22 protein-coding genes and 1 riboswitch are annotated in these 22,785 nt (G+C 71.1%); of the genes, 12 read left to right on the top strand and 10 right to left on the bottom strand.

The window, feature by feature from the left end:
- Positions 1–31: 31 nt before the first annotated feature.
- Positions 32–571: an alpha/beta hydrolase gene (locus ABN611_RS39245; protein ID WP_350277382.1), complete on the bottom strand. Its 540-nt coding sequence runs from the start codon at positions 569–571 to the stop codon at positions 32–34.
- Positions 572–654: 83 nt separating this feature from the next.
- On the opposite strand from ABN611_RS39245, the gene ABN611_RS39240 reads away from it, so the two are divergent.
- The 6 genes from ABN611_RS39240 (at position 655) to ABN611_RS39215 (ending at position 6,631) form a co-directional block, all read left to right on the top strand.
- Positions 655–1,110, top strand: a complete 456-nt coding sequence (locus ABN611_RS39240; RefSeq protein ID WP_350277381.1) for an Lrp/AsnC family transcriptional regulator — start codon at positions 655–657, stop codon at positions 1,108–1,110.
- 120 nt (positions 1,111–1,230) lie between these two features.
- On the top strand, positions 1,231–2,691 hold the full coding sequence (locus ABN611_RS39235; protein ID WP_350277380.1) for a M36 family metallopeptidase: 1,461 nt from the start codon (positions 1,231–1,233) through the stop codon (positions 2,689–2,691).
- A 36-nt stretch (positions 2,692–2,727) separates the two neighbouring features.
- Positions 2,728–3,663, top strand: a complete 936-nt coding sequence (locus ABN611_RS39230) for an oxidoreductase (protein WP_350277379.1) — start codon at positions 2,728–2,730, stop codon at positions 3,661–3,663.
- A gap of 57 nt (positions 3,664–3,720) precedes the next feature.
- Positions 3,721–5,301 (top strand): alpha/beta fold hydrolase, encoded by a 1,581-nt coding sequence (locus ABN611_RS39225; protein ID WP_350277378.1) that lies wholly within the window; start codon positions 3,721–3,723, stop codon positions 5,299–5,301.
- Positions 5,302–5,375: 74 nt separating this feature from the next.
- The gene (locus tag ABN611_RS39220) at positions 5,376–6,167 is read left to right on the top strand and encodes an aldo/keto reductase (protein WP_350277377.1); all 792 of its coding nucleotides are present in this window, start codon (positions 5,376–5,378) and stop codon (positions 6,165–6,167) included.
- Positions 6,168–6,237: 70 nt separating this feature from the next.
- Positions 6,238–6,306, top strand: a riboswitch (guanidine-III (ykkC-III) riboswitch).
- A 10-nt stretch (positions 6,307–6,316) separates the two neighbouring features.
- Complete coding sequence (locus tag ABN611_RS39215) at positions 6,317–6,631, top strand: multidrug efflux SMR transporter (protein WP_350277376.1); 315 nt, start codon at positions 6,317–6,319, stop codon at positions 6,629–6,631.
- Positions 6,632–6,648: 17 nt separating this feature from the next.
- Here ABN611_RS39215 and ABN611_RS39210 read toward each other — a convergent pair whose 3' ends face one another.
- Positions 6,649–7,491 (bottom strand): hypothetical protein, encoded by an 843-nt coding sequence (locus ABN611_RS39210; protein ID WP_350277375.1) that lies wholly within the window; start codon positions 7,489–7,491, stop codon positions 6,649–6,651.
- Positions 7,492–7,768: 277 nt separating this feature from the next.
- Here ABN611_RS39210 and ABN611_RS39205 point away from each other — a divergent pair, with 277 nt between their 5' ends.
- From ABN611_RS39205 to ABN611_RS39190, 4 genes are all read left to right on the top strand, one after another.
- Positions 7,769–8,803, top strand: a complete 1,035-nt coding sequence (locus ABN611_RS39205; protein ID WP_350277374.1) for a MoxR family ATPase — start codon at positions 7,769–7,771, stop codon at positions 8,801–8,803.
- A 29-nt stretch (positions 8,804–8,832) separates the two neighbouring features.
- Positions 8,833–9,795: a DUF58 domain-containing protein gene (locus tag ABN611_RS39200; RefSeq protein WP_350277373.1), complete on the top strand. Its 963-nt coding sequence runs from the start codon at positions 8,833–8,835 to the stop codon at positions 9,793–9,795.
- Positions 9,795–10,748: a VWA domain-containing protein gene (locus ABN611_RS39195; protein WP_350277372.1), complete on the top strand. Its 954-nt coding sequence runs from the start codon at positions 9,795–9,797 to the stop codon at positions 10,746–10,748. The genes ABN611_RS39200 and ABN611_RS39195 overlap by 1 nt, the downstream gene beginning before the upstream one ends.
- A 184-nt stretch (positions 10,749–10,932) precedes the next feature.
- Positions 10,933–11,430, top strand: a complete 498-nt coding sequence (locus ABN611_RS39190) for a DUF3145 domain-containing protein (RefSeq protein WP_350277371.1) — start codon at positions 10,933–10,935, stop codon at positions 11,428–11,430.
- A gap of 208 nt (positions 11,431–11,638) precedes the next feature.
- Here the strand turns inward: ABN611_RS39190 and ABN611_RS39185 are convergent, their stop codons facing one another.
- The 6 genes from ABN611_RS39185 to ABN611_RS39160 all read right to left on the bottom strand — a co-directional run bounded on the left by ABN611_RS39185 (position 11,639) and on the right by ABN611_RS39160 (position 18,382).
- Positions 11,639–13,066 carry a carboxyl transferase domain-containing protein gene (locus ABN611_RS39185; RefSeq protein WP_350277370.1) on the bottom strand — a complete coding sequence of 476 codons (1,428 nt, stop codon included), beginning with the start codon at positions 13,064–13,066 and terminating at the stop codon, positions 11,639–11,641.
- Between the two features lie 68 nt (positions 13,067–13,134).
- Complete coding sequence (fabF, locus tag ABN611_RS39180) at positions 13,135–14,370, bottom strand: beta-ketoacyl-ACP synthase II (protein WP_350277369.1); 1,236 nt, start codon at positions 14,368–14,370, stop codon at positions 13,135–13,137.
- Positions 14,371–14,493: 123 nt separating this feature from the next.
- A complete protein-coding gene (locus ABN611_RS39175) occupies positions 14,494–14,742 on the bottom strand; it encodes an acyl carrier protein (protein ID WP_130446978.1) in 249 nt (82 codons plus the stop codon).
- Between the two features lie 82 nt (positions 14,743–14,824).
- Positions 14,825–15,814, bottom strand: coding sequence for a beta-ketoacyl-ACP synthase III (locus ABN611_RS39170; RefSeq protein WP_350277368.1), 990 nt, complete (start codon positions 15,812–15,814; stop codon positions 14,825–14,827).
- Entirely contained in the window at positions 15,811–17,004 is a 1,194-nt protein-coding gene (locus ABN611_RS39165) for an acyltransferase domain-containing protein (RefSeq protein WP_350277367.1), read from the bottom strand. Before ABN611_RS39165 ends, ABN611_RS39170 begins: the two co-directional genes overlap by 4 nt.
- 79 nt (positions 17,005–17,083) lie before the next feature.
- Entirely contained in the window at positions 17,084–18,382 is a 1,299-nt protein-coding gene (locus tag ABN611_RS39160) for a helix-turn-helix domain-containing protein (protein WP_350277366.1), read from the bottom strand.
- A gap of 126 nt (positions 18,383–18,508) precedes the next feature.
- Here ABN611_RS39160 and ABN611_RS39155 point away from each other — a divergent pair, with 126 nt between their 5' ends.
- Both ABN611_RS39155 and ABN611_RS39150 read left to right on the top strand, forming a co-directional pair.
- Positions 18,509–19,552 carry a PHP domain-containing protein gene (locus tag ABN611_RS39155; RefSeq protein ID WP_350277365.1) on the top strand — a complete coding sequence of 348 codons (1,044 nt, stop codon included), beginning with the start codon at positions 18,509–18,511 and terminating at the stop codon, positions 19,550–19,552.
- Positions 19,549–20,559 carry a pirin family protein gene (locus ABN611_RS39150; RefSeq protein ID WP_350277364.1) on the top strand — a complete coding sequence of 337 codons (1,011 nt, stop codon included), beginning with the start codon at positions 19,549–19,551 and terminating at the stop codon, positions 20,557–20,559. The genes ABN611_RS39155 and ABN611_RS39150 overlap by 4 nt, the downstream gene beginning before the upstream one ends.
- On the opposite strand, the gene ABN611_RS39145 is transcribed toward ABN611_RS39150, so the two are convergent.
- Together ABN611_RS39145 and ABN611_RS39140 are read right to left on the bottom strand one after the other, a co-directional pair.
- A complete protein-coding gene (locus tag ABN611_RS39145; RefSeq protein WP_350277363.1) occupies positions 20,534–21,055 on the bottom strand; it encodes a hypothetical protein in 522 nt (173 codons plus the stop codon). The two genes, ABN611_RS39150 and ABN611_RS39145, sit on opposite strands and share 26 nt — an antisense overlap.
- Before the next feature lie 75 nt (positions 21,056–21,130).
- Positions 21,131–22,759, bottom strand: a complete 1,629-nt coding sequence (locus ABN611_RS39140) for a LuxR C-terminal-related transcriptional regulator (protein WP_350277362.1) — start codon at positions 22,757–22,759, stop codon at positions 21,131–21,133.
- Positions 22,760–22,785: the final 26 nt, after the last annotated feature.

The raw sequence follows: 22,785 nt of genomic DNA, 5'->3' as shown, positions 1-22,785 counted from the left end.
ACGTCCAAGTTAGGGGAAGTAGTGGCCAGGATCAGTCCGCTATTCGGCCGGCGAGGAACGCGGTCAGGAGCTGGCGGCCGGTCGTCCACGGGCCGAGGTCGCTGTCGCTGTTGATGTGACCGAGGTGGTCGAGGGTGATGAGGGATGCCTGCCACGCGTCGGCGAGGCGCGCGGCGGCGTCGACGCTGCAGTACGGGTCGTCCGTGCTCGCGATCAGTACGGCGGGAACTCCGAGGGCGACCGCGGGCAGTGCGGCGAAGGACGGTATCCGGTCGACAGGGAACGTCGGTGCGAGCGGATCCGGCGGGGCGACCAGGAACGCCCCCACAACAGACGACGCCCGCGAAGTTGTCATCCAGTGGGCGAGCGCGTGGCAGCCGAGGCTGTGGGTGATGAAGACGATGTCTCCGGCACCGTCGACGGCGCGCGTGATCGCGTCGGACCAGTCGGCGAGGTCGGGCGCCGACCAGGACGACGGCCGGATCCGTACGGCGGGCAGCGAGGCCTCCCACGCGGACTGCCAGTGCTGCTCGTCCGAGCCGTCGAGGCCGGGAATGATGACGAAGGTCACGAGGTCTCCAGGAGGTCGAGGTGCCTGCCATCATGGAGGCAGTCATCGCCGTACGGCGCCGCCAGCTGATGAAATGAAGGTCGATGAGCGAGGCAACGACTGGTTCATTGGATCCGATCGACCGCGCGATCCTGGCGATCCTGCAGACCGACGGCAGGTTGAGCGGCGCCGACATCGGCCGCAAGGTGGGTCTGTCGCAGCCCGCGGTGTCCGCGCGGGTCCAGCGGCTCGAGCGCTCCGGCGTGATCACCGGGTACCGGGCGGTCGTCGACCCGGCGCGGATCGGGCTGAACATCCACGCCGTCGTACGGATCCGCACCACGCACGCCCGGATCCGGGAGGCGCTCGAGCTGTTCGCGACGCTCCCCGAGGTCGCGCGGACGTACCGCCTGACCGGTGAGGACTGCTTCCTGCTCGACGTCCACACCCGGGACGCCGGACGGCTCGAACAGGTGGTCGACACCATCGGCCGGCTGGGGCCGGTGAGTACGTCGTTGGTACTGCGGGAGTACCCGGGAAAGCCGCTCCCGCTCGACTGACAAGGTTTTCCCTTGCGGCGCCGCGACGCCGCGCCGGATTGCTTCCCACTGCTGGGTGTGCGGGGCTACGGTGCAACGGATCGTAGTGGGTTCGTTACGCTGGTGAAGGAGGGGATGCGTATGGCTAGGCGTCGTAGGGCGTTGGTGGGGGTTGTGGTCGGGGTGGTTGTCGGGGCGCTTGGGGTGTCGGTCGGGGGTGTTGCGGGGGCTGCGCCGGACGCGAACCCGGACGGTCTGAAGCTGATCAAGACAAAGAGCTCGTTGCTCGGGGAGCACTACTGGTATCAGCAGACCTTCAAAGGGCTGCCGGTCGTCAATGGGTACTACGCCAAGCACGTCACCAAAGGTGGCGCCGTCGAGATCGCCGACGGGCGGGACGCCGTCCCGGCAGACCTCGACGTCAATGCGCGGATCGCGCCGGCCAAGGCGACGGAGGCCGCGAACGCGGCCGTCACCGCACGCGCCAACAGGGCAAGGGTCGCCGGGCCGCCCAAGGACATGGTGAAGCAGCCGCCCGCGACCAGTGGTGCCGCGCAGCTTGCCGTTGTCGGTGGGCCGAACGCCCGCCTGGTCTGGAACGTGACCAGTCGCTCGACCGAGGGCGTGAGCCGGTCGCTGGTCGACGCGCGGACCGGGAGTGTCGTCGAGTCGAAGGTGATCAGTGACAACATCGACGGGCGTGGCTCGGTGTTCGACCCGAACCCCGTGGTCAGTGAGCAGAACGAGCAGCTCACCGACCTGAACGACCGGAACCAGGACGCCCTGTTCCTGGCGCAGAAGAACGTGATCCTGCGCAACCTCGACGGTTCCGGCAATCTCAACGGCACGTTCGTCAACATCAAGGAGGCCAAGGGCGGCCTCGCGCACAGCAAGACGAACACGTTCGTCTACCAGCGGCAGAACGACAAGTTCGAGCAGGTGATGGTGTACTACCACGTCAACCAGACGCAGGAGTACATCCAGCAGCTCGGGTTCACCGAGGTCAACAACGAGTCGCAGGACTTCAGCGTCGACACGTACGCGGGGGACAACTCGTTCTACGACCCGTCGGCGGACATGATCACCATGGGCGAGGGCGGTGTCGACGACGCCGAGGACGCCGAGGTGATCTGGCACGAGTACGGGCACGCGATCCAGGACGACATCGTCCCGGGGTACGGCGAATCGGCGCAGGCCGGCGCGATCGGCGAGGGCTTCGGAGACTACTGGGCCGTGACGATGTCGGTGCCGGTCAGCAAGGGCTTCGAGCTGCCGTGCGTGATGGACTGGGACGCGACGTCGTACACGTCGACCGAGCCGCACTGCCTGCGCCGTACCGACGGGAACAAGACCACCGACGACATCGTCGGCCAGGTGCACGCCGACGGTGAGATCTGGTCGCGGGCGCTCTGGGACATCCACCAGGCCCTCGGCCGGAACAAGGCGAACAAGGTGATCCTCGAGGCGACGTTCTTCTACGACCCCGACACCTCGTTCGCGGCCGCGGCTCAGGACACCGTCCAGGCCGCCCGGCTGCTCTATGGCAAGGCTGCGGCCGCGCAGGTCACCAAGGCCTTCCAGGACCGCAAGATCCTCCCGTGAACCACTGGGTCGTGCGCCCACAACTAAGGTGGGCGCATGACCTGGGGTACGGCGGACATTCCTGACCTGACCGGACGACGCGCGCTCGTGACGGGCGCGACCAGCGGACTCGGGTTCGAGACCGCGCTGGAGCTCCTCAGACACGGCGCCGACGTGCTGGTTGCCGCGCGCAACCCGCAGAAGGCGGCCGAGACGGCCGAGCGCCTGACGCAGCAGGGCGGGAAGGCTCCGACGGTCCTCGCGATGGACCTGGCCGACCTGGCAAGCGTCGAGCGGGCCGCCGACGAGGTCCTGACGTCGTACGACGCCCTGGACCTGCTCGTCAACAACGCCGGCGTGATGGCGCCGCCGTACCGGCAGACGGTCGACGGGTTCGAGTTGCAGCTCGGCACGAACCACCTCGGGCACTTCGCGTTGACGGGACGCCTGCTGCCGCTGCTGCTGAAGACGCCGGCCAGCCGCGTGGTCACAGTCAGCTCGTTCATGCACAAGACCGTGCGCGGCATCACCGAGGACGACCTGCGGCGCCCGGCGAGCAGCTACCGGAAGTGGGAGGCGTACGGGAAGTCGAAGCTCGCGAACGTGCTGTTCATGCTCGAGCTCGACCGCCGCCTCCGCGCCGCCGGAGCGGACGTACAGAGCGTCGGCGCGCATCCCGGCTATGCCTCCACGCATCTCCAGGCCGCCGGTCCCGAGCTCGCCGGCCGGGCGCTCCAGGCGCGGCTGTGGGGCGCCGCGACCCGGCTCGCGGCGCAATCGGCCGCGGCCGGCGCGTGGCCGAGCTTGTACGCCGCGACGTACGCCGACCTGCGCCCCGGCTCCTTCGTCGGCCCGGCCTTCTTCGAGTACCGCGGTACGCCGAAGCTCGTGTTGCCGACCCGCACCGCACAGGACCCCGACCTGGCGAAGCGGCTCTGGGCGTGGTCGGTCGAGGCGACGAGCGTCGATCCGGCACTCACCGTGCCGAGGTAGTGACACAGCGGTAGCTTTCTGGTTACCCTCCGGTAATTCCCCAGCCGGAGGTCCCCAGTGCGCCGACTAGCCGGAACCCTCGCTGCAGCCCTCGCCGTAGCCCTGACGCTGATCACGATCGGCCCACGCGCCGACGCCGGCCAGGCCGGCTTCAGTACGTCGTACGAGCGCATCCCGGGCGCCGGCGGGATCGAGATCGGCGCCGTCGTACTCACACCGACCGGGCAAGGCGACGGCCCGTTCCCGCTCGTCGTGATGCCGTCGAGCTGGGGTGTCCCGAACGTCGAGTACGTCGGCCAAGGCGCCAAGCTGGCGTCGGCCGGCTTCCAGGTGATCTCGTACTCGAGCCGCGGCTTCTGGGACACCGGGGGCGCCATCGACATCGCCGGCCCGCCGACGGTCGCCGACGTCGGCAAGGTGATCGACTGGGCGGACGAGCACACGCCCGCGGACACCAGCCGGGTCGCCGCGGTGGGGATCTCGTACGGCGCCGGTACGTCGCTGCTGGCCGCCGCGAAGGACCCGCGGATCAAGGCGGTCGGCGCACTGAGTGGCTGGGCCGACCTGATCCGGTCGCTGAACCCGAACGAGACCGTCGCCCTGCAGGCGGTCACCGGTCTGCTTGCCCTAGGCAACGTGACCGGGCGCCCGGGCCCGGAGATGGCGTCACTGCAGACGAAGTTCGTGACCGGCGACTTCGACGGTGCGATCGCGGAGGCGAAGCAACTGTCACCGGTGCGTTCGGCCGCGACGGTCGTGGATCAGCTGAACGCCAACAAGCCTGCCGTCTTCCTCGCGAACGCCTTCGAGGACTCGATTTTCCCGCCCACGCAGTACACGGACTTCTTCACCCGCCTCACCGGACCGAAGCGGCTGCTGCTGGCGCACGGCGATCACGCCACCCCCGAGGCGAGCGGAGCGGTTGGCCTGCCCAACGAAACCTGGGACGAGCTCGCCGACTGGCTCCGGCGCTACCTCACCGGCGCCGGCAACGGGGCCGACGCGGAGGCGCCGGTACAGCTGAAGTCGCAGCGCGGCGTGTGGCGCGGGTACTCCAGCTGGGCGGCGGTCGGCGAGCAGCGTACGTCGTACCTGACCAAGGCGGGTGCCCTGCAGACCGAGGCATCGACGGGCTGGAGCCGCTCGATCGCGGCGGGCGTGCCGACGGTCGCGGACAGCGGCGTGGCGCTGGTTTCCGGCGCGCTCCAAGGGCTCCTGTCGATCCCGACCGGTGTGGCGACGCCGTTGGTCAGCAGGTCGTTCGCGGGTGTGTGGACGGGCCCGGCGCTGGATCGCGCGGCTGTGGTGAACGGCGCGCCGAAGGTGCACGTGACGGTGACGCCGTCGGCCGCGAGCACATCGTTGTTCGGCTACCTGTACGACGTCGACGCGCTCGGCGTCGGGTCCTTGATCTCGCACAAGCCCTACACGTTGCGCGGCGCAACACCCGGGAAGCCGGTCCCGGTAGACCTGCGGCTCGAGGCGACCAGCTGGGAAGTGCCCGCCGGGCACCGCCTCGTCCTGGTGATCGACACCGTCGACCCGCGGTACCTCGGGCGCAGCGTGGTCGGGTCGACGGTGACGTTCAGCTCGCCCGCCGGTGATCCCTCCTGGGTCGGTGTGCCGATGAATCGTTGACGGTTCGAGATGCGATATCCCCGCCGAGCCCTGATCCTGGTAGGTATCCGGACCGACCAGCGGAGGTGAGTGCGATGGCCGCACCCAGCCAGGTGCTCGCGCCCCGCTCGACGGTGCGGTTCCGGCCGCCGCGGTTCGGGCTCGGCGGTTCGCATCTCGGGGAGCCCGCCGACGAGACGGCCGTCGCGACCGTCGACGCGGCGTACCAGGCAGGCATCCGGTTCTTCGACACGTCACCGGCGTACGGCGACTCGGAACGACGTCTCGGTACGGCGCTGCAGCGGCGGCCGCGGGGTGAGTTCCTGGTGTCGACAAGGGTCGTGGGCAACGATCCGGAGGAGTCGGTGCGGGCGAGCACTGAGCGGCTCGGGCTCGCGGTCGACCTGGTCTTCGCCCACGACGAAGCGGCGTACCCGGTGCTCGATCAACTGCGACGCGACGGGGTCATCAAGGCAGTCGGAGCGGCGTCGGACGACTGGCAGGAGCTCGACGAACTCGTGCGGGACGTCGAGCTGGACTGCGTGCTTCTCAAGGGCTATTCGTTGCTCGACCAGTCGGCCAAGCCGCTGCTGGACCGGTGCGTTTCGCGCGGAGTCTCGGCGATCGTGGCCGGCATCCTGTCGCCGCATGTACTGCAGGCCGACACCGTCCAGGCGCGGCGGATCTCCGCGGTCTGCGAGCGGTACGGCGTCTCGCTGCCGCAGGCCGCGCTGGCGTTTCCGAGCAGGCACCTCGCGGTCACGTCGGTCCTGATCACCGCAGCGTCCCCGGCAGAGATCAGGGCCGATGCCAGGCTCGTCCGGCAGCCCGTCCCGGAGCGGCTGTGGAAGGATCCCGAACTCGGGCGCCTGCTGTCGTCGGAGTAGCGCAGATCACCACCGGATGGTGACTGGAGCCACCACCTGCGTTCGCGGAAGCGGCTAGCCTGGGTGACAGGCCCACCGTCTGACTGGTCGGGCCCCGGACGAGCGGTGCCGTACCCGGTGTGCGACAAGACGGCGCCAAGGAGACTTCAATGTCGTGGCTCGTTCTGATCCTGTCCGGTGTGCTCGAAGCGGTGTGGGCCGTGGCCCTGGGACGCTCCGAAGGCTTCACCAAGCTGGTGCCGTCCGTCACCTTCGGGGTGTCGTTGGTGCTCAGCATGACCGGTCTTGCCTACGCGATGCGTTCACTCCCGGTCGGGACGTCGTACGCCGTCTGGGTCGGGATCGGCGCCGCCCTGACCGTCGGCTACGGCATGGTGACCGGTGCCGAAGCGATCAGCTGGATCAAGGTCCTGCTGCTCTGCGGGCTGATCGGTTGCGTCGTCGGCCTGAAGCTCGCGCACTAGAACCTGAAGTTCGCGCACTAGAACTTGTCGGCGGGATCCGGGGTGCCGCCGGGCGAACCGCTCGGTGCGGGGCTCGGGATGCCGGTGGTCGGCGGCGTCGTCGGCGACGGACCGGTGGTCGGCGTCGGGGAGCCGGAGCCCGGCGGCGGGGTGGTCGGCGTGACGGTGACCGTCGTCGTCCCGGTCGGGGACGGGATGACGGGCTCCGGCTCCAGCGGCTGCGCGTTGCGGAACAGCAACCACGCCAGGAAGACTGCGAGCGCCATGATCACGGCCATCGTCAGCAGCGCGAAGCCCAGCGCCCAGCGGGACGCCGGGCGCAACGCGTTCGGCCAAGGGAGCGGCCAGATCCGGAACAGGCCGGGACGCCGGCGGCTCTCCCAGTAGTGCCGGAAATCGGGGCCGCGGAGCTTCCCGGCCTGCGGGATGCGGTCCATCAGGACGGCGGACAGCACGTCCTCGCCGCGACGCTCCGCGATCAGCCGCTCGTCGGACGCCGCGCTCGACCCGTCGTCGGTGCGGATCGGGCCAACCGCGACCCACAGCGCGAGATCGTCGTCGTCGGAGTCGTTGTGGGCCAGGACGGAATCCGGCGGCAGCTCGTCGACCGCGTTCACGAACCGCTCGCGGGCCGCGGCGTCGTCGGCCGACCCCTCGGTCATCATCGCGACGATCGCGTTCCGGCCGTCCTCGGTGCTCGCGGTGTAGAGGTAGCCGGCCGCGTTCGCCCCGAGCCGGCCGCGGAGCCAGAACTCGCCGACCCGCGGCGGGTCCTCGGGCTGCAGCGGCAGGGCGTCCGGAATCTCCAGCGCAGGCCGGTCCTCCGGCTGCACCTTCGGCTGGGATTCGGTCGCGGTCATCACCCCCAATCCCACCACATCCCCGGTAGCACTGTCGCCACGCGCCCACCCCGACCCTCCCCAGCACACCTTGAGCACGCACCAACCGTTTCGGCGCCGGAAAGGTGGTTGGTGGGTGCTCAAGGTGTGGTTGGGGCGCGGGATTTGGGGCGGCGGGGGAGGATGGGACGGGACCCTGGCAGCGCTGGCCCCGGGGATCTGATGGAATGGCCGGTGTTGCGAAGTGGGGAACGACGGTGAATGACAAGGTCCGCGCGCGGACCCCGGAAGGACAGGCATGACCGAAACCACGGTGCCGGCAGGAACGGTGACCCAGCAGTCCCGGCTGATCGGCGAGGCCCTTGGCGAGGTCAAGCGGGTGATCGTCGGCCAGGAGCACATGGTCGAGACCCTGATGGTGTCGCTGCTGGCCAAGGGCCACTGCCTGCTCGAGGGTGTCCCCGGCGTCGCCAAGACGCTCGCCGTCCGGACCTTCGCCAGCGTCGTCGGCGGCTCGTTCGCCCGGATCCAGTTCACCCCCGACCTGGTCCCGTCGGACATCGTGGGCACCCGGATCTACCGGCAGACCCGGGAGGCCTTCGACATCGAGCTCGGCCCGACGTTCGTGAACTTCGTGCTCGCCGACGAGATCAACCGGGCGCCGGCCAAGGTGCAGTCCGCGATGCTGGAGCTGATGGCCGAGCGGCAGGTGTCGATCGGCGGCCAGACGTTCCCGATGCCGAAGCCGTTCATCGTGATCGCCACCCAGAACCCGATCGAGTCCGAGGGTGTGTACCCGCTCCCGGAGGCGCAGCGCGACCGGTTCCTGGTGAAGATCGACGTACCGCATCCGCGGGGCCACGAGGAGTTCGAGATCCTCCGCCGGATGAGCGTCGACCCGCCGGAGCCGCGGCAGGTGCTGAAGCCGGAGACGATCCTCGAGCTGCAGCGGTCCGCCGAGCAGGTGTTCGTCCACAACCTGGTCGCGGAGTACGCCGTCCGGCTGGTGATGGCGACCCGCACCCCGACCGACTTCCACCTGCCCGACCTGGAGCCGATCATCGAGCTCGGCGTCAGCCCGCGGGCCACCCTCGGCCTGATCGCGGCCGGCCGGGCGCTGGCGCTGATCCACGGGCGGGACTACCTGCTGCCGAGCGACATCCAAACCGTCGCGCTGGACGTGATGGGGCACCGGCTCGGCCTGACCTTCGACGCGGTCGCGGACAACATCGACCCGCGGGCCGTGATCGAGCGGATCCTGGCCACCGTCCCGCCGCCGCAGCCGGTGTGGCGCGACGGCACCGACGGCAGCGGCCGTCCGGAGTTCGTGTAGTGCCGAACCGCCCCGATCCACGAGCTGCGATGACGATCTCGCAGCTCGCTCCCGAGCGTGCCCTGCGGCGCCTCGAGCTGACCGTCGTACGGCGCCTCGAGGGCTACCTGCACGGGGAACACCTGGGCCTGCTCCCCGGCCCCGGCACCGAGCTGGCCGAGGCCCGCGAGTACCAGGTCGGCGACGACGTCCGGCGGATGGACTGGGCGGTCACCGCGCGGACCACGGTCCCGCACGTCCGGGACCTGATCGCGGACCGCGAGCTGGAGACCTGGGCGCTGGTGGACCTGTCCGCCTCGATGGACTTCGGTACGTCGATGCTCGAGAAGCGCGAGCTCGCGGTCGCGGCCGTCGCCACCGTCGGATTCCTGACCCACCGGCTCGGCGACCGGTTCGGCGGCCTGATGCTCCGCGACTCCGCGCTGCGCCGCTGGCCGGCCCGCTCCGGGCGGCTGGCGCTCTACGGGCTGCTCCGCGCGCTGCTGGCCGAGCAGTTCGGCGCCGACCAGGAGGCGCACCGCAGCGATCTGGCCGCGGCGCTGGAGTCGATGGCGCGCACCCAGCGCAAGCGCGGGCTGCGGGTCATCGTGTCCGACTTCCTCACCCCGCAGGACGGCGAGGTGGCGGCGCAGATCGAGCCGTCCTGGGAGCGCGCGATGCGCAAGCTGACCGCCCAGCACCAGGTGCTCGCGGTCGAGATCGTCGACCCGCGCGAGCTCGAGCTGCCGAACATCGGCGTGGTCACGATCGGTGATCCCGAGACCGGCGAGGTCCGCGAGATCGACACCCGGCGGGCCAAGGTCCGGGAGGCGTTCGCGACCGCCGCCCTGGCGCAGCGGGAACGCACCCGCGCCGCCCTGCGTAGGGTAGGGGCGGGACACCTGGTGCTGCGCACCGATCGTGACTGGGTCGCGGACACCGTGCGGTTCGTGCTCGCCTACCGGCACGTCGCGGCCCGCCTGCACCAACCGCCGAAGGGAGTGGCTCGCTGATGGAGTTCCTGTCTCCGGCCAGACTGTGGTTCCTGCTGCTCATCCCGCTGATCCTCGCGGGATACATCTTTCTCCAGCACCGCCGCTCGCAGTACGCGCTGCGATTCACGAACATCGCGCTGCTGGACCGGGTCGCCCCGCGGCGCCCGCAGTGGCGGCGGCACGTGGCCGTCGGCCTGGCGCTGCTCGCCGCGATGACCTGCATCCTGGCGTTCGCGCAGCCCAAGGACAAGGTCAAGGTGCCGCGCGAGCGGGCGACGATCGTGGTCGCGATCGACGTCTCGCTGTCGATGATGGCCACCGACATCGACCCGAACCGGCTCGAGGCGGCGAAGAAGTCGGCGAAGAACTTCGTGAACCAGCTGCCGTCCAAGTTCAACGTCTCGCTGGTGAACTTCGCCGGCACCGCGTCGATCATCGTGCCGCCGACCACCGACCGGGCGACGGTACTGCGCTCGATCGACGGCCTCGAGCTGGCCGAGTCGACCGCGACCGGTGAGGGCATCTTCACCTCGCTGCAGGCGCTCACTCAGGTCCCGCCGGACCCCGAGCACCCGGACGACCCGGCCCCGGCGCGGATCGTGCTGCTGTCCGACGGGAAGCGGACAGTCGGCCGGACCGCGCAGGAGGGCGCGCAGGCCGCGAAGGCCAAGAACACCCCGGTGTACACGATCTGCTTCGGCACCGACTCGGGCTTCATCGAGATGGACGGCATCCGGCAGCGGGTGCCACCGGACCGCGCCGAGCTGCGCACGGTCGCGGAGATCAGCGGCGGCGAGGCCTACACCGCGGAGTCGGCCGGTGAGCTCGAGGACGTCTACAAGGACATCGGCTCCTCGGTCGGGTACGACGAGGTCGACAAGGAGATCACCTCCCGGTACGCCGGTTTCGCCATGCTGTTCACGCTGGCCGCGGCCGGTGCCTGCATCGCGCTCGCGTCGAGGTTCCCGTAAATCGCGACACGACGGTGATGTGGTTGACACGGCGAGGTTACTGGTGTTCACGGGGACGGTGGTGCAAGATTGGTCGAGAGTTTCGCGGGGCGTGTCGTGATGCCCTGAGAGACTGGTGACACCGGGATCGACAAAGCTGTTCGAGAACGCTGGGGAAGGCGCCCCTCGAGCACAGGAGGTCCCGGTGGCGACGACTCGTGGCGTTCTGTACGTCCACACGGTGCCGTCAGCGTTGTGCCCGCATGTCGAGTGGGCCGCGGGCGGCATCCTTGGCGTGCCCGTGAAACTCGACTGGACGGCGCAGCCCGCCGCCCAGGGCACGTACCGGGCAGAGCTGTCCTGGCAGGCCGAGGCCGGTACGGCGGCCAAGCTGGCGTCCGCGCTGCGCGGCTGGCAGAAGCTGCGGTTCGAGGTGACCGAGGAGCCGAGCAACGGCGCCGAGGGCGAGCGGTACTCGTTCACGCCCGAGCTCGGCGTCTTCCACGCGACCACCGGGGTGCACGGCGACATCATGGTCCCGGAGGAGCGACTGAAGGCGGCCATGCTGAAGGCCGCGAGCGGCGAGGCCGACCTGACCGAGGAGGTCGAGCGGCTGCTCGGCCGCCCGTGGGACGACGAGCTGGAGCCGTTCCGGTACGCCGGGGACGGCGCGCCGGTGCGCTGGCTGCACCAGGTGGTCTGAGGGTTTCCTGAGAAGTTCAGAAGAAACCTGTGAATGGTGGCGACTCGATCGAACTTTTCCACCAGACTGAGCATCAGACGTTGCACAAGGGTGGGAGGGGCCGTGGCCGCTGGGCCACCGGGTGTCGGGACACCCCCGGTGGTTGTGAACAACAGCGGCCGCACCACGTGAAGGGCGCGAACCTCAGGGTTCGCGCCCTTCGAGCGTCTCAGAGCGGAATGTTGCCGTGTGCCCCGCGGACCGGGCCGTCGGCCTCGGCCTTGGCGAGGGCGGCGGCCAGGGCGGTGCGGGTGCGGGCCGGTTCGACGACCTCGTCGACGACGCCGATCTCGCGGGCCCGGTCGATGCCGCCGGCAATCTTCTCGTGTTCGGCGGCGAGCTCGGCCTCGACCTGCGGCCGCAGCTCCGGGTCCACCTCGGCGAGCTTGCGCCGGTGCAGCACCCGGACCGCGGCGACCGCGCCCATCACGGCCACCTCGGCGCGCGGCCAGGCGAACACCCGGGTCGCCCCGAGCGAGCGCGCGTTCATCGCGATGTACGCACCGCCGTACGTCTTCCGGGTCACCAGCGTCACCCGCGGTACGACGGCCTCCGCGAACGCGTGCAGCAGCTTCGCGCCGCGCCGTACGACGCCGTCCCACTCCTGCCCGACACCCGGCAGGTAGCCCGGCACGTCCACCAGGACCACGAGCGGTACGCCGAACGCGTCGCACATCCGGACGAACCGGGACGCCTTCTCGGCCGACAGCGCGTCCAGGCAGCCGCCGAGCCGGAGCGGGTTGTTCGCGATCACGCCGACCGTGCGGCCGCCGAGCCGGCCGAGCGTGGTGACGATGTTCGGCGCCCAGCGCTGGTGGAGCTCGACGGGGGAGTCCTCGTCGAGCACCCCGCCGACCAGCGGGTGGACGTCGTACGCGCGTTTCGCCGACTCCGGGAGGAACCCGGACAGGTCGGTGTCCGGGATGTCGATGGACACCGTGCCCTGGTTCGCGAGCAGGTCCGCGAGCCGTCGCGCCTGCTCGAGGGCGGCCGCCTCGGAGTCCGTGGTGATGTGCACGACGCCGGACCGGCGGCCGTGCGGCTCCAGGCCGCCGAGGCGCAGCATGTCGACGTCCTCGCCGGTGACCGAGCGGACCACGTCCGGGCCGGTCACGAAGATCCGGCCCTCGGGCCCCAGTACGACGACATCGGTGAGCGCGGGGCCGTACGCCGCGCCGCCCGCGGCCGGACCGAGGACGACGGAGATCTGCGGGATCTTGCCGGACGCCTGCGTCATCGCGAAGAAGATCTTGCCGACTGCGTGCAGGCTCAGCACCCCCTCGGCCAGCCGCGCGCCGCCGGAGTGCCACAGGCCGATGATCGGTACCTGTTCTTCGCGCGCGACGTCGTACGCCTTGACGACAACGTCGCAGCCCGCGTCGCCCATCGCGCCGCCCATCACGGTCGCGTCCGAGCAGAAGGCGACGACCGCCGCCCCGGCAATCGTCCCGCGCGCCGCGACCATCCCGGACAGGTCGTCGGGGGTGATCAGCTCCAGGCTGCTGGGGTCGAGGAGGTTGGTCAGCCGGGTGATCGGGTTGCGGGGATCGAGCTCCCGGGGGAGCTTCGCCGGTTTCGCGGCGGCGGTGGTCGTCATGCGCCCTCCGGGATGTGAAGGAACTTCGGGTGCCGCCCGGCGGGGTGACCACCGGGCGGCAGACGGTGCTAGACCGTCTTGAAGGCGATGGCGGCGTTGTGGCCGCCGAAGCCGAAGGAGTTGTTCAGGGCGGCGATGTCGCCGTCCGGCAGCTTGCGCTGTTCGGTCGCGACGTCCAGGTCGATCTGGTCGTCGAGCTTGTCGACGTTGATGGTCGGCGGCGACACCCGGTGGTGCAGGGCGAGCACGGTGGCGACCGACTCGACCGCTCCGGCGCCGCCGAGCAGGTGCCCGATCATCGACTTCGGCGCGGTGGCGATCGCGTGGTCGGCGTCCTTGCCGAGCGCCTGCCGGATCGCGATCGACTCGGCGATGTCACCCTGCGGGGTGGAGGTGGCGTGCGCGTTGATGTGGAAGATGTCCGCCGGGGTCAGGTCGCCCTCGGCCAGCGCCCGCTCCATCGCCCGCCGCGCCCCGGAACCGGTCGGGTCCGGCTGCGCGATGTCGTGCCCGTCGGCGGAGATGCCCGCACCGGCGAGCTCGGCGTAGATCTTCGCGCCGCGCGCCTTGGCGTGCTCGTACGACTCCAGGACCAGGATCCCGGCGCCCTCGCCGAGCAGGAAGCCGTCGCGGTCGACGTCCCACGGGCGCGACGCGCGCTCCGGGTCGTCGTTGCGCTTGCTGAGCGCCTGCATCATGCCGAACGCGGCCAGCGGCAGCGCCATGATCGCGCCCTCGGAACCTCCGGCGATCACCACGTCCGCGCGGCCGAGCCGGATCTGGTCCAGCCCCAGCCAGATCGCCTCGTTGCCGGACGCGCACGCCGACACCGGCGTGTGCACGCCGGACTTCGCACCGAACTCCAGGCCGACGTACGCCGCCGACGAGTTCGGCATCAGCATCGGGATCGCCAGCGGCGACACCCGGCGCGGGTTGGACTGCAGGGCGTCGTAGTTCGACAGCGTGGTGTGCAGGCCGCCGATCCCGGACGCGACCGCGACACCGAGCCGCTCCTTGTCCAGGCCGGACTCCTCCAGGCCGGCGTCGGTCCAGGCCTGCCGGGCGGCGACCACGGCGAGCTGTGCCGTACGGTCCAGGCGGCGGGCCTTGACCCGCTCGATCACGTCGGTCGGCTCGACCGCGACCGGGGCCGCGATCTGGACCGCGAGGTTCTGCACCCACTCGTCGGTCAGCCGCCGGGCGCCGGAGCGGCCGGCCAGCAGCCCTTCCCAGGTGCTGGTCACGTCGCCCCCGAGCGGGGTCGTGGCACCGAGCCCAGTGATGACGACTCGGGTCTTCGACATGGTTACCTCATCCTTCACATGAGCGTTCTGCGGTTGGGAGCGAGGGGTGGTCCTGCGGGTGGCCGTGGTGGTGCTCACCGGATCGCCGGTGAGCACCCCGGGCCAGCACGGTGACGGCCGACGTCAGCCGTTCTGCGCGCGCTCGATGAACGCGACCGCGTCGCCGACGGTCTTCAGGTTCTTGACCTCGTCGTCGGGGATCTTCACGTCGAACTTCTCCTCGGCGGCCACCACGACCTCCACCATGGAGAGCGAGTCGACGTCGAGGTCGTCGGTGAAGGACTTGTCCAGCTGGACGTCCTCGACCGGGATGCCGGCGATCTCGTTCACGATCTCGGCGAGGTTGGAACGGATCTCTTCGGTGCTGGCCATCTCTTGGGTTCCCTTTCGGATTTTCTACTGGCTTTGCTACAGCCGGGCGCAGCCACCTGAGCTGCCCCCGGACAACTATGGACTACGGCAGCCGGACGACCTGGGCGGCGTACACCAGCCCGGCCCCGAAGCCGATGATCAGCGCGAGGTCGCCGCTCTTCGCTTCGCCGTTCTCGCGCATCGCGGTGATCGCGAGCGGGATCGACGCGGCCGAGGTGTTGCCCTGGCGCTCGATGTCGCGGGCGATCTTGACGTGCTCGGGCAGCTTCAGCGCGCGGCGCATCGCGTCGGTGATCCGCATGTTCGCCTGGTGCGGCACGAACAGGTCGAGCTGCTCCGCCTTCACACCGGCCACGTCCAGCGCCTGCTGCGCGGTCTTGGCCATCTCGTACGACGCCCAGCGGAACACCGGGTTGCCGTCCATCGTGAGGTGCGGCCAGTTGTAGCTGCCGAACACCTCCTGCCAGGACTCCTTCTGGCTGATCACCTGGTGCTGCGTACCGTCGGAGCCCCACACCACCGGGCCGATCCCCGGCTCGTCGGCCGGTCCGACGACCGCGGCGCCGGCGCCGTCGGCGAAGATGAACGCCGTACTGCGGTCCGTGCGGTCGGTGATGTCGCTCAGCCGCTCGACGCCGATCGCGAGCACGTACTTCGCGCTGCCGCCGCGGACCAGGTCGTTCGCCATCGCGACGCCGTAGCAGAACCCCGCGCAGGCGGCCGAGATGTCGAACGCCGCCGCGGTCGTGGCGCCCACCTCGACGGCGATCTGGGTCGCGATCGCGGGCGTCTGGTACAGGTGCGTGACGGTCGCGACGATCACGCAGCCGATCTCGGCCGGGTCGACGCCGGACTCCGCGATCGCGTCCTTGGCGGCCTGCACCGACATCATCAGCACGGTCTCGTCGGCCTCGGCCCAGCGCCGCTCCTTGATCCCGGACCGGGTCTGGATCCACTCGTCGCTGGAGTCGATCTGCTCGAGAATCTCCACATTCGGTACCACGCGCCGCGGCCGGTAGGACCCGATCCCGAGAATCCCGGCGTACTGCGCTCCGGTCGACGCGGTGATCATGACGGGCTCCCTACGGGGTGCAGGCGCAGGAGGGGCTGGCCGGGGGCTACCGGGTCGCCTTCCTCGGCGAGCCACTCGACGACCGTGCCGCCGTGCGGCGCGGTCACCTCGACCTCGTCCCGCAGGCTGGCGACCTTGGCCACGACCTCGCCGGCCTCGACGGTGTCACCGGACTCGCGGCCGGGCCGGCCGGCGCGGGTGAAGGTGCCCTTGATCGGGGCCACCAGCAGCCGCCACGTCGGCGCGGCGTCGATCTCCGACGGGCTGCCGTGCTTCTCGACGAACGCGCGGGCGTCGTCGAGCTGGTCCGGGGTCTTCAGCGCGAACGTCTCGACGCCCTTCAGCGCCCGGCGCGCGATCCCGGTCAGCGTGCCCGCCGGGGGCAGCTCCAGGATGCCGGTCACCTCCAGGTCGGACATCGTCTGCATGCACAGGTCCCAGCGGACCGGGGCGTTCACCTGGGTGACGAGCCGCTGCAGGACGTCCTGGCCGTCGTGCACGACGTGGCCGTCGCGGTTCGAGATCAGCCGGGTCCGCGGGTCGTGGGTGCTGATCGCGGTCGCGTACTTCGCCAGCGTCTGGACGGCCGGCTCCATATGCCGGGTGTGGAACGCGCCGGCCACCGACAGCGGGATCAGCCGGGTCTTCGCCGGCGGGTCGGCGGCCAGCGCGGCCAGCTCGTCGACGGTGCCCGCGGCAACGATCTGGCCGGGGCCGTTGTCGTTGGCCGGGGTCAGGCCGTGCTCGGCGAGCTTGGCGAGGATCTCGTCGCGGTCGCCGCCGAGCACCGCGGTCATCGAGGTCGGGGTGAGCGCGGCCGCGGCGGCCATCGCCTTGCCGCGCTCGCGGACCAGCACCATCGCCTGCTCGGCGGTCAGCACGCCGGTGCCGGCCGCGGCGGCGAGCTCACCGACGCTGTGACCGGCGACCGCGCCGACCTTCGCGAAGGCGTCCGCCGGGTGCGGGAACACCGCCAGCGCGGCCAGCATGCTGGAGGCGACCAGCAGCGGCTGCGCGATCGCGGTGTCCCGGATGGTGTCCGCGTCGGCTTCGGTGCCGTAGTGGGCGAGGTCGAGACCGGCGACCGCGGAGAGCCAGTTCAGCCGGCTCTCGAACACGGGATCGGCCAGCCACGGCTCGAGGAATCCTGGGGTCTGGGCACCCTGACCGGGCGCGACGATGACGAGCACGTGACAACTCTCCCTCAGCCGGTCCCGCTCCGAGGCCCACGGCGAGCACGAATTCTACCGGTCCGGTTTTGTGGAGATCCTACAAAACGGTGCTACCCGGCTCGGGATTGAGCAGGCGGCCCAAGGTCAGTGCGACACGCAGTGTGAATCCGTCGCGGGGGTTCAGCGGGTTGTACCCCGTGAGGTCCGCCACACGCTTCAGCCGGTACCGGACGGTGTTGGGGTGGATGAACATGGTCCGGGCGGTCGCCTCGATCGAGCCGCCCGAGTCCAGGTACGCCGTGACGGTGTCGAGCAGCACGCCGTCGCCCGCGGTGAGCGGGCCGTAGACCTCGGTGGCGAGCTGCCGGCGGGCGTGGCCGTCTCCGGAGAGTGACCGTTCGGGGAGGAGTTCGTCGGCCTGCACGGGTCGCGGCGCGCCCGGCCAGGCGGCGACCGCGCGCAGTCCGGCGACGGCCGCGCGGGCTGAGGTCACGGCCGACATCAGGTCCTTCACGACCGGTCCGACGACGATCGGGCCGGGCCCGAACCAGTGGGCGAGCTTTTGTGCGATCTCGACAGGTTTGCTCGTACCCCCGAGTACCAGCACCAGGCGGTCGCCCTGCACCGCGCACAGTGCGTCAGCACCCGCCTCGCGCGCCGCCTGCCGGACCATGTCCGCGACATTCGAGCCGCCGTGACCGGACCGTGCTTTCCCGGAGGCCGCCGCGGTCGCGCCCGGGGTGGCGGCTCCGGTGCCTGTTGCGGTGCCTGTTCCGGTGCCTGTTCCGGTGCTCGAGTCGGTCGCCGGGGCCCGGCCGACCACCACCGCGACCTCGGCCGATCCCGTCGTACCGACGGCGCCGGTCCAGCCGAGGGCGGAGGCGCGGGACCGGACCGACTCGTCGGCCTCGCCGCGGATCACCGAGTCGACCAGCAGCGCCTCCAGACGGGCGTCCCAGGCGCCGCGCATCTCGGCGGCCTGCGCGTAGACGGTGGCGGCGGCGAACGCGACCTCGCGGGCGTAGCGCTGCATGGCCTCGTGGACGATCGGTACGTCGTCCGGCGGGAGCAGCGTGCCGATGGTGTTCTCGATGGTCTCGATCGTGGTGCGGACCAGGTCGACGGTCTGGTGCAGCGAGATCACCCGGGTGAACTCGCGCGGCGCGGACCCGAAGATCCGGGTCGGCATCGACGAGTGCGCCTCCGGGTCCCGGAACCACTCGACGAACGCCGAGATCCCGGACTGCGCGACCAGCCCGATCCAGGACCGGTCCTGCGCGGACAACGCACCGAACCACGGCAACTTCGCGTCCATCGCCGCCTGGGCTGCCGTCGCCAGCGCACCGGTCGCCGCTTGCAGCCGGTCGGCGCGCGCCCGATGCCCCTTCACCACCACGCTCCCGACCATAGACCCCCGATCCCCGGCCCATCACAATCGCCGCTCTCCGGCGGGTCCCCGCCCGGCCGGCGAGCGCCGGCCGGATTGTGATGGCCCGGGGATCCGCACTGCCATGATGGACGCATGACGGACAACGCGGGTGTGGCGGATGCGGTCGCGGCGTTGCGGGCGATCGGGTACTACCTCGAGCGTGACCGGCAGCCGACGCATCGGGTGAAGGCGTACCGGCGGGCGGCCGACACGATCGCGGCGCTGCCGGCCGCGGAGGTGCGGGCCCGGCGGCGCGCGGGCACGCTGACCGAGCTGGCCGGGATCGGCCCGAAGACCGAGGCCGTGATCGTCGAGGCGATGGACGGCGCCACCCCGTCGTACCTGGTCAAGCTGGAGGAGGCGGCGGGGGAGCTGACCACCGCGGGGAAGGAGCTGCGGGCCGCGCTGAAGGCCGACCTGCACCTGCACTCCGAGTGGTCGGACGGCGGCAGCCCGATCGAGGAGATGGCCCGTACGGCGCACCGCCTGGGGCACTCGTACATGGCGCTGACGGACCACTCACCGCGGCTGACCGTCGCCAACGGCCTGTCCCGCGAGCGCCGGCTGCAGCAGCTCGAGGTCGTCGCGGAGCTGAACAAGAAGCTCCAGGACGAGCTCGACGGCTTCACGATCCTGAACGGCATCGAGGTCGACATCCTCGACGACGGGTCGCTCGACTGCGACACGGAGATCCTGGCCCGGCTGGACGTCGTCGTCGCCAGCGTGCACTCGAAGTTGCGGATGGCGTCCGAGCCGATGACCGAGCGGATGGTCCGCGCGATCGCCAACCCGCACGTGGACGTGCTCGGGCACTGCACCGGCCGGCTGATCACCGGCGGCCGCGGCACCCGGCCGGAGTCGGAGTTCGACGCCGAGGTGGTGTTCGAGGCCTGCCGGCAGTTCGGTACCGCGGTCGAGATCAACTCCCGCCCCGAGCGCCTCGACCCGCCGAAACGGCTGCTCTCGATGGCCGTCGAGACGGGCTGCCTGTTCTCGATCGACACCGACGCGCACGCGCCCGGCCAGCTCGACTGGCAGGTCTACGGCTGCGAGCGCGCCGAGGACTGCGGCGTACCGGCCGAGCGCGTGATCAACACGTGGGACCAGAAGGAACTCCTGGAATGGACGGCATCATGAGCGATCTCGAGAAGGACCCAGCCGAAGTGATCGGGACCGGGGACTGTGAGGGGCCCGTGCTGGAGGTGCTCGAGGCCCGTGAGGTCGTCCTGGGGCGGTCGACCACGGTCCGGCGGCTGCTGCCGAACAAGAACCGGCGGATGGTCGGCGCCTGGTGCTTCGTGGACCACTACGGCCCGGACGACCTGACCCAGGAGCGCGTCGACTCGTACGACGTACCGGGGGAGCGCGGCATGCAGGTGCCGCCGCACCCGCACACCAGCCTGCAGACGGTGAGCTGGCTGTTCGAGGGCGAGATCGAGCACCGCGACAGCGTCGGGTCGCACGCGTTCGTACGGCCGGGCGAGCTCAACATCATGACCGCCGGCAACGGGATCGCGCACTCGGAGGTGTCCACGCCGGACGCGCCGCCGATGTTGCACGGCGCCCAGCTGTGGGTCGCGTTGCCTGACAGGGTCCGGACGACGACCCCGCCGGCGTTCAACGCGTACGCCGACCTGCCGCGGCTCGAGTTCGACGGCGCGCACGCGACGGTGATGGTCGGCACGGTCGCCGGGGTGACGTCGCCCGCCCCGGCGTACACGCCGCTGGTCGGCGCCGACGTCACGATCGAGCCCGGCCGGACGCTCGCGCTGCCGCTCACCCCGGAGCACGAGTACGCCGTCCTCGTGGTCGACGGCTCGTTGTCGGTCGGGGAGCTGACGCCCGGGTTCGGCGAGATGGCCTACCTGGGCTCCGGCCGGGACGCGATCGAGCTGGTTGCCGCTGACAACGGCGTCCGGTTCCTGCTGCTCGGCGGCGAGCCGTTCGAGGAGGAGCTGGTGATGTGGTGGAACTTCATCGGCCGCTCGCACGAAGAAGTGGTCGCGGCCCGGGACGCGTGGCAGGCGGCGATCGATGCCGGTGGCAACGACCGGTTCGGGATGGTGCCGGGGTACGACGGCGCTCCGCTGCCGGCGCCACCGCTGCCCGGGACCACGCTCAAACCGCGACCGCGAGCGCGCTGACCCGGCGCCGGTAGTACGCCCAGGTGAGCAGCAGCAGCGCGGGGCCCCAGAGGTTGAGCGGCAGGTAGCAGGCCAGCATCAGCACCTTCCAGCCGGTGCCGCTGAACGGGAGGAAGTCGTCGCTGAACGCGTCGCGGAAGCCGAACGTCCAGATCCCGATCAGCGCCAGCGAGCCGAGGACCGCGGGCACGATCGCGGCGTACGGATGCACGCGGCGGCCGCCGGCGACCGGGATCCAGCGCGGCACGACCTCGCCCCAGCGGCTGACCAGGCCGAGCGCGGTCAGGGCGACGAGTTCGGAGAAGACCGATAGCCCGACGATGTAGAGCTTCTCGCCGAGCCCCATCACATATCCCGGTTCGACAGCGGCCTCGAGCCCCATCGTCGAGCCGAACACGAGGCCGAGGCGCCAGAGGCTGGACGGCAGGACCAGGAACGGGACGGCGTGCGCCAGCCGGTAGGCCCAGCGCGGGACGGGACGTTCAGTTGTGCTCACGGTCCGAGCATCCGTCCTGGGGACCCGCGCGCACCTCACCCGGGAGAGTGAACGACCTCCCTCCACCGGGCGGTTTCAGAGCAGGTCGTGGTCGCGGGCGTACGCGACGGCCGCCGTCCGGGACGGCACGTCGAGCTTGGCGAAGATGTTCGTGAGATGCCGGGCGACCGTCTTGTCGCTCAGCACCAGCCGCTCCGCGATCTCGGCGTTGCTGTTGCCGACCGCAACCAGTCGCAGCACGTCGAGTTCCCGACCGGTCAAGCCACCTGCCGTACTGCGGCCGAGCAGCTTCTCGGCCTCCTGCCGCGCCGGGACCGCGCCGAGCTCGTCGAACGTCCGGAAGGCCGCGGTCAGTTCGGCCGTCGCCGAGTCCTCGTCGCCGAGCAGGCGGACCGCCCGTCCGGCCAGCAGCTTCGACCGCGCCACCTCGTACGGCGCCCGCAGCTCACCCCACAGCCGCGCCGCCAGCCGCGCGTGTGGCAGGGCGCGATCCGGATCGTCGGCGGCGAGCGCCACGAGTGCCGCGCAGTACGCCGCCGACGCCCGGAGTCCCGCACAGCCGAACCCGTCGGCGATTGTCGACAACTCGCCGGCCGCGGTCTCCGCCTCGGGCAGGGCGTCACCGGCGAGCAGGACCTCGACCGCCCCCGCCAGCAGCCGCGAACGATGCACCGGATCCCCGGTCTCCGCGAGCAACCGCCGTACGGCGGCCAGCGCGCCCGGGATCCGCCCGCGCGCCACCATCAGCAGCGCCCGCCCCGGCTGCGCCTCGTACCCGTACCCGCTCGCCTCGTCGTACGACGCCTCCGCCGCCGCGAAGTCGCCGCGGATCCGCAGTACGTCGCCCCGCTCGCCCAGCGCGAGCCCCGCCGCGGGGTCGGCCCCGGCCGCCGCGTACCGCCGGCACGCGTCCTCGAACTCGGCCAGCGCCTCCGGGTACGCCGCGTGCAGCCGGAGAATCTGGCCGCGGTGCACCGCGCACTGCCCGGTGAACGGCACCAGGTCCGGCTGGCTGTCGCACCAGCGGGTCAGCGCGGCCGTCCACGCCGAGGCCCGGGCGAAGTCGAGGACCTCCTGGCAGCCCTCGATCATCGCGCAGTACACGGTGCCCGCGAAGATCGGCGAGAGTTCCCCGGCCGCGACGCCGACCATCGCCTCGTCGAGCAGCGCGAGCCCTTCCGGGACGCGGCCGGCGTACAGCAGCAGGCGGCCCTTGCAGACCAGGCCCTGCGCCAGCAGGTCCGGGTCGCCGTGCCGGCGCGCGACCGCGACGATGTCGTCCCCGACGGCCAGCGCGCCGGGGAAGTCGCCCGTGTCCAGGCAGCGGAAGAAGTCGTGGATCCGCAGGTAGCCGCGCTCCACGACGTCCTCCGGCTGGCCGTCCAGCAGCCGCTCCGCCCGGGCGGCCCAGCCGTTGCCGACGGCCACCTCACCGCGGCCGTTGAGCACCCGCGCCAGCCAGAACGCGAACCGGATCGCGCCGAGCACGTCACCGGCGTCGATCCGCGACCGGTAGCCGCGTTGGAGTGCCCGGATGCAGGCGTCGGTGTCGCCGAGCAGGAACGCGGCCGTGGCCAGCGTCGCCAGCTCGTCCGGGCCGAGGCCCGCATCCTGGTCTACAGCGGCCAGCCGCTCGTAGGCGACCGCCCAGTCACGCCGCTCGAACGCGGACCGGGCGCGCTGCAGATCGTCGACAATCCCCATGTCCAGCCCCCCACTGGCGAGCATGC

The sequence above is a fragment of the Kribbella sp. HUAS MG21 genome (assembly GCF_040254265.1).
Taxonomy (GTDB): domain Bacteria; phylum Actinomycetota; class Actinomycetes; order Propionibacteriales; family Kribbellaceae; genus Kribbella.
This window is presented reverse-complemented; position numbering and strand designations above follow the sequence as displayed.

Coding starts and splice junctions, on each gene's coding strand:
- ABN611_RS39240 (WP_350277381.1), top strand. CDS start 655: ATGAGCGAGGCAACGACTGGTTCATTGGATCCGATCGACCGCGCGATC.
- ABN611_RS39235 (WP_350277380.1), top strand. CDS start 1,231: ATGGCTAGGCGTCGTAGGGCGTTGGTGGGGGTTGTGGTCGGGGTGGTT.
- ABN611_RS39230 (WP_350277379.1), top strand. CDS start 2,728: ATGACCTGGGGTACGGCGGACATTCCTGACCTGACCGGACGACGCGCG.
- ABN611_RS39220 (WP_350277377.1), top strand. CDS start 5,376: ATGGCCGCACCCAGCCAGGTGCTCGCGCCCCGCTCGACGGTGCGGTTC.
- ABN611_RS39215 (WP_350277376.1), top strand. CDS start 6,317: ATGTCGTGGCTCGTTCTGATCCTGTCCGGTGTGCTCGAAGCGGTGTGG.
- ABN611_RS39210 (WP_350277375.1), bottom strand. CDS start 7,491: ATGACCGCGACCGAATCCCAGCCGAAGGTGCAGCCGGAGGACCGGCCT.
- ABN611_RS39205 (WP_350277374.1), top strand. CDS start 7,769: ATGACCGAAACCACGGTGCCGGCAGGAACGGTGACCCAGCAGTCCCGG.
- ABN611_RS39200 (WP_350277373.1), top strand. CDS start 8,833: ATGACGATCTCGCAGCTCGCTCCCGAGCGTGCCCTGCGGCGCCTCGAG.
- ABN611_RS39195 (WP_350277372.1), top strand. CDS start 9,795: ATGGAGTTCCTGTCTCCGGCCAGACTGTGGTTCCTGCTGCTCATCCCG.
- ABN611_RS39185 (WP_350277370.1), bottom strand. CDS start 13,066: ATGACGACCACCGCCGCCGCGAAACCGGCGAAGCTCCCCCGGGAGCTC.
- fabF (WP_350277369.1), bottom strand. CDS start 14,370: ATGTCGAAGACCCGAGTCGTCATCACTGGGCTCGGTGCCACGACCCCG.
- ABN611_RS39175 (WP_130446978.1), bottom strand. CDS start 14,742: ATGGCCAGCACCGAAGAGATCCGTTCCAACCTCGCCGAGATCGTGAAC.
- ABN611_RS39170 (WP_350277368.1), bottom strand. CDS start 15,814: ATGATCACCGCGTCGACCGGAGCGCAGTACGCCGGGATTCTCGGGATC.
- ABN611_RS39155 (WP_350277365.1), top strand. CDS start 18,509: ATGACGGACAACGCGGGTGTGGCGGATGCGGTCGCGGCGTTGCGGGCG.
- ABN611_RS39150 (WP_350277364.1), top strand. CDS start 19,549: ATGAGCGATCTCGAGAAGGACCCAGCCGAAGTGATCGGGACCGGGGAC.
- ABN611_RS39140 (WP_350277362.1), bottom strand. CDS start 22,759: ATGGGGATTGTCGACGATCTGCAGCGCGCCCGGTCCGCGTTCGAGCGG.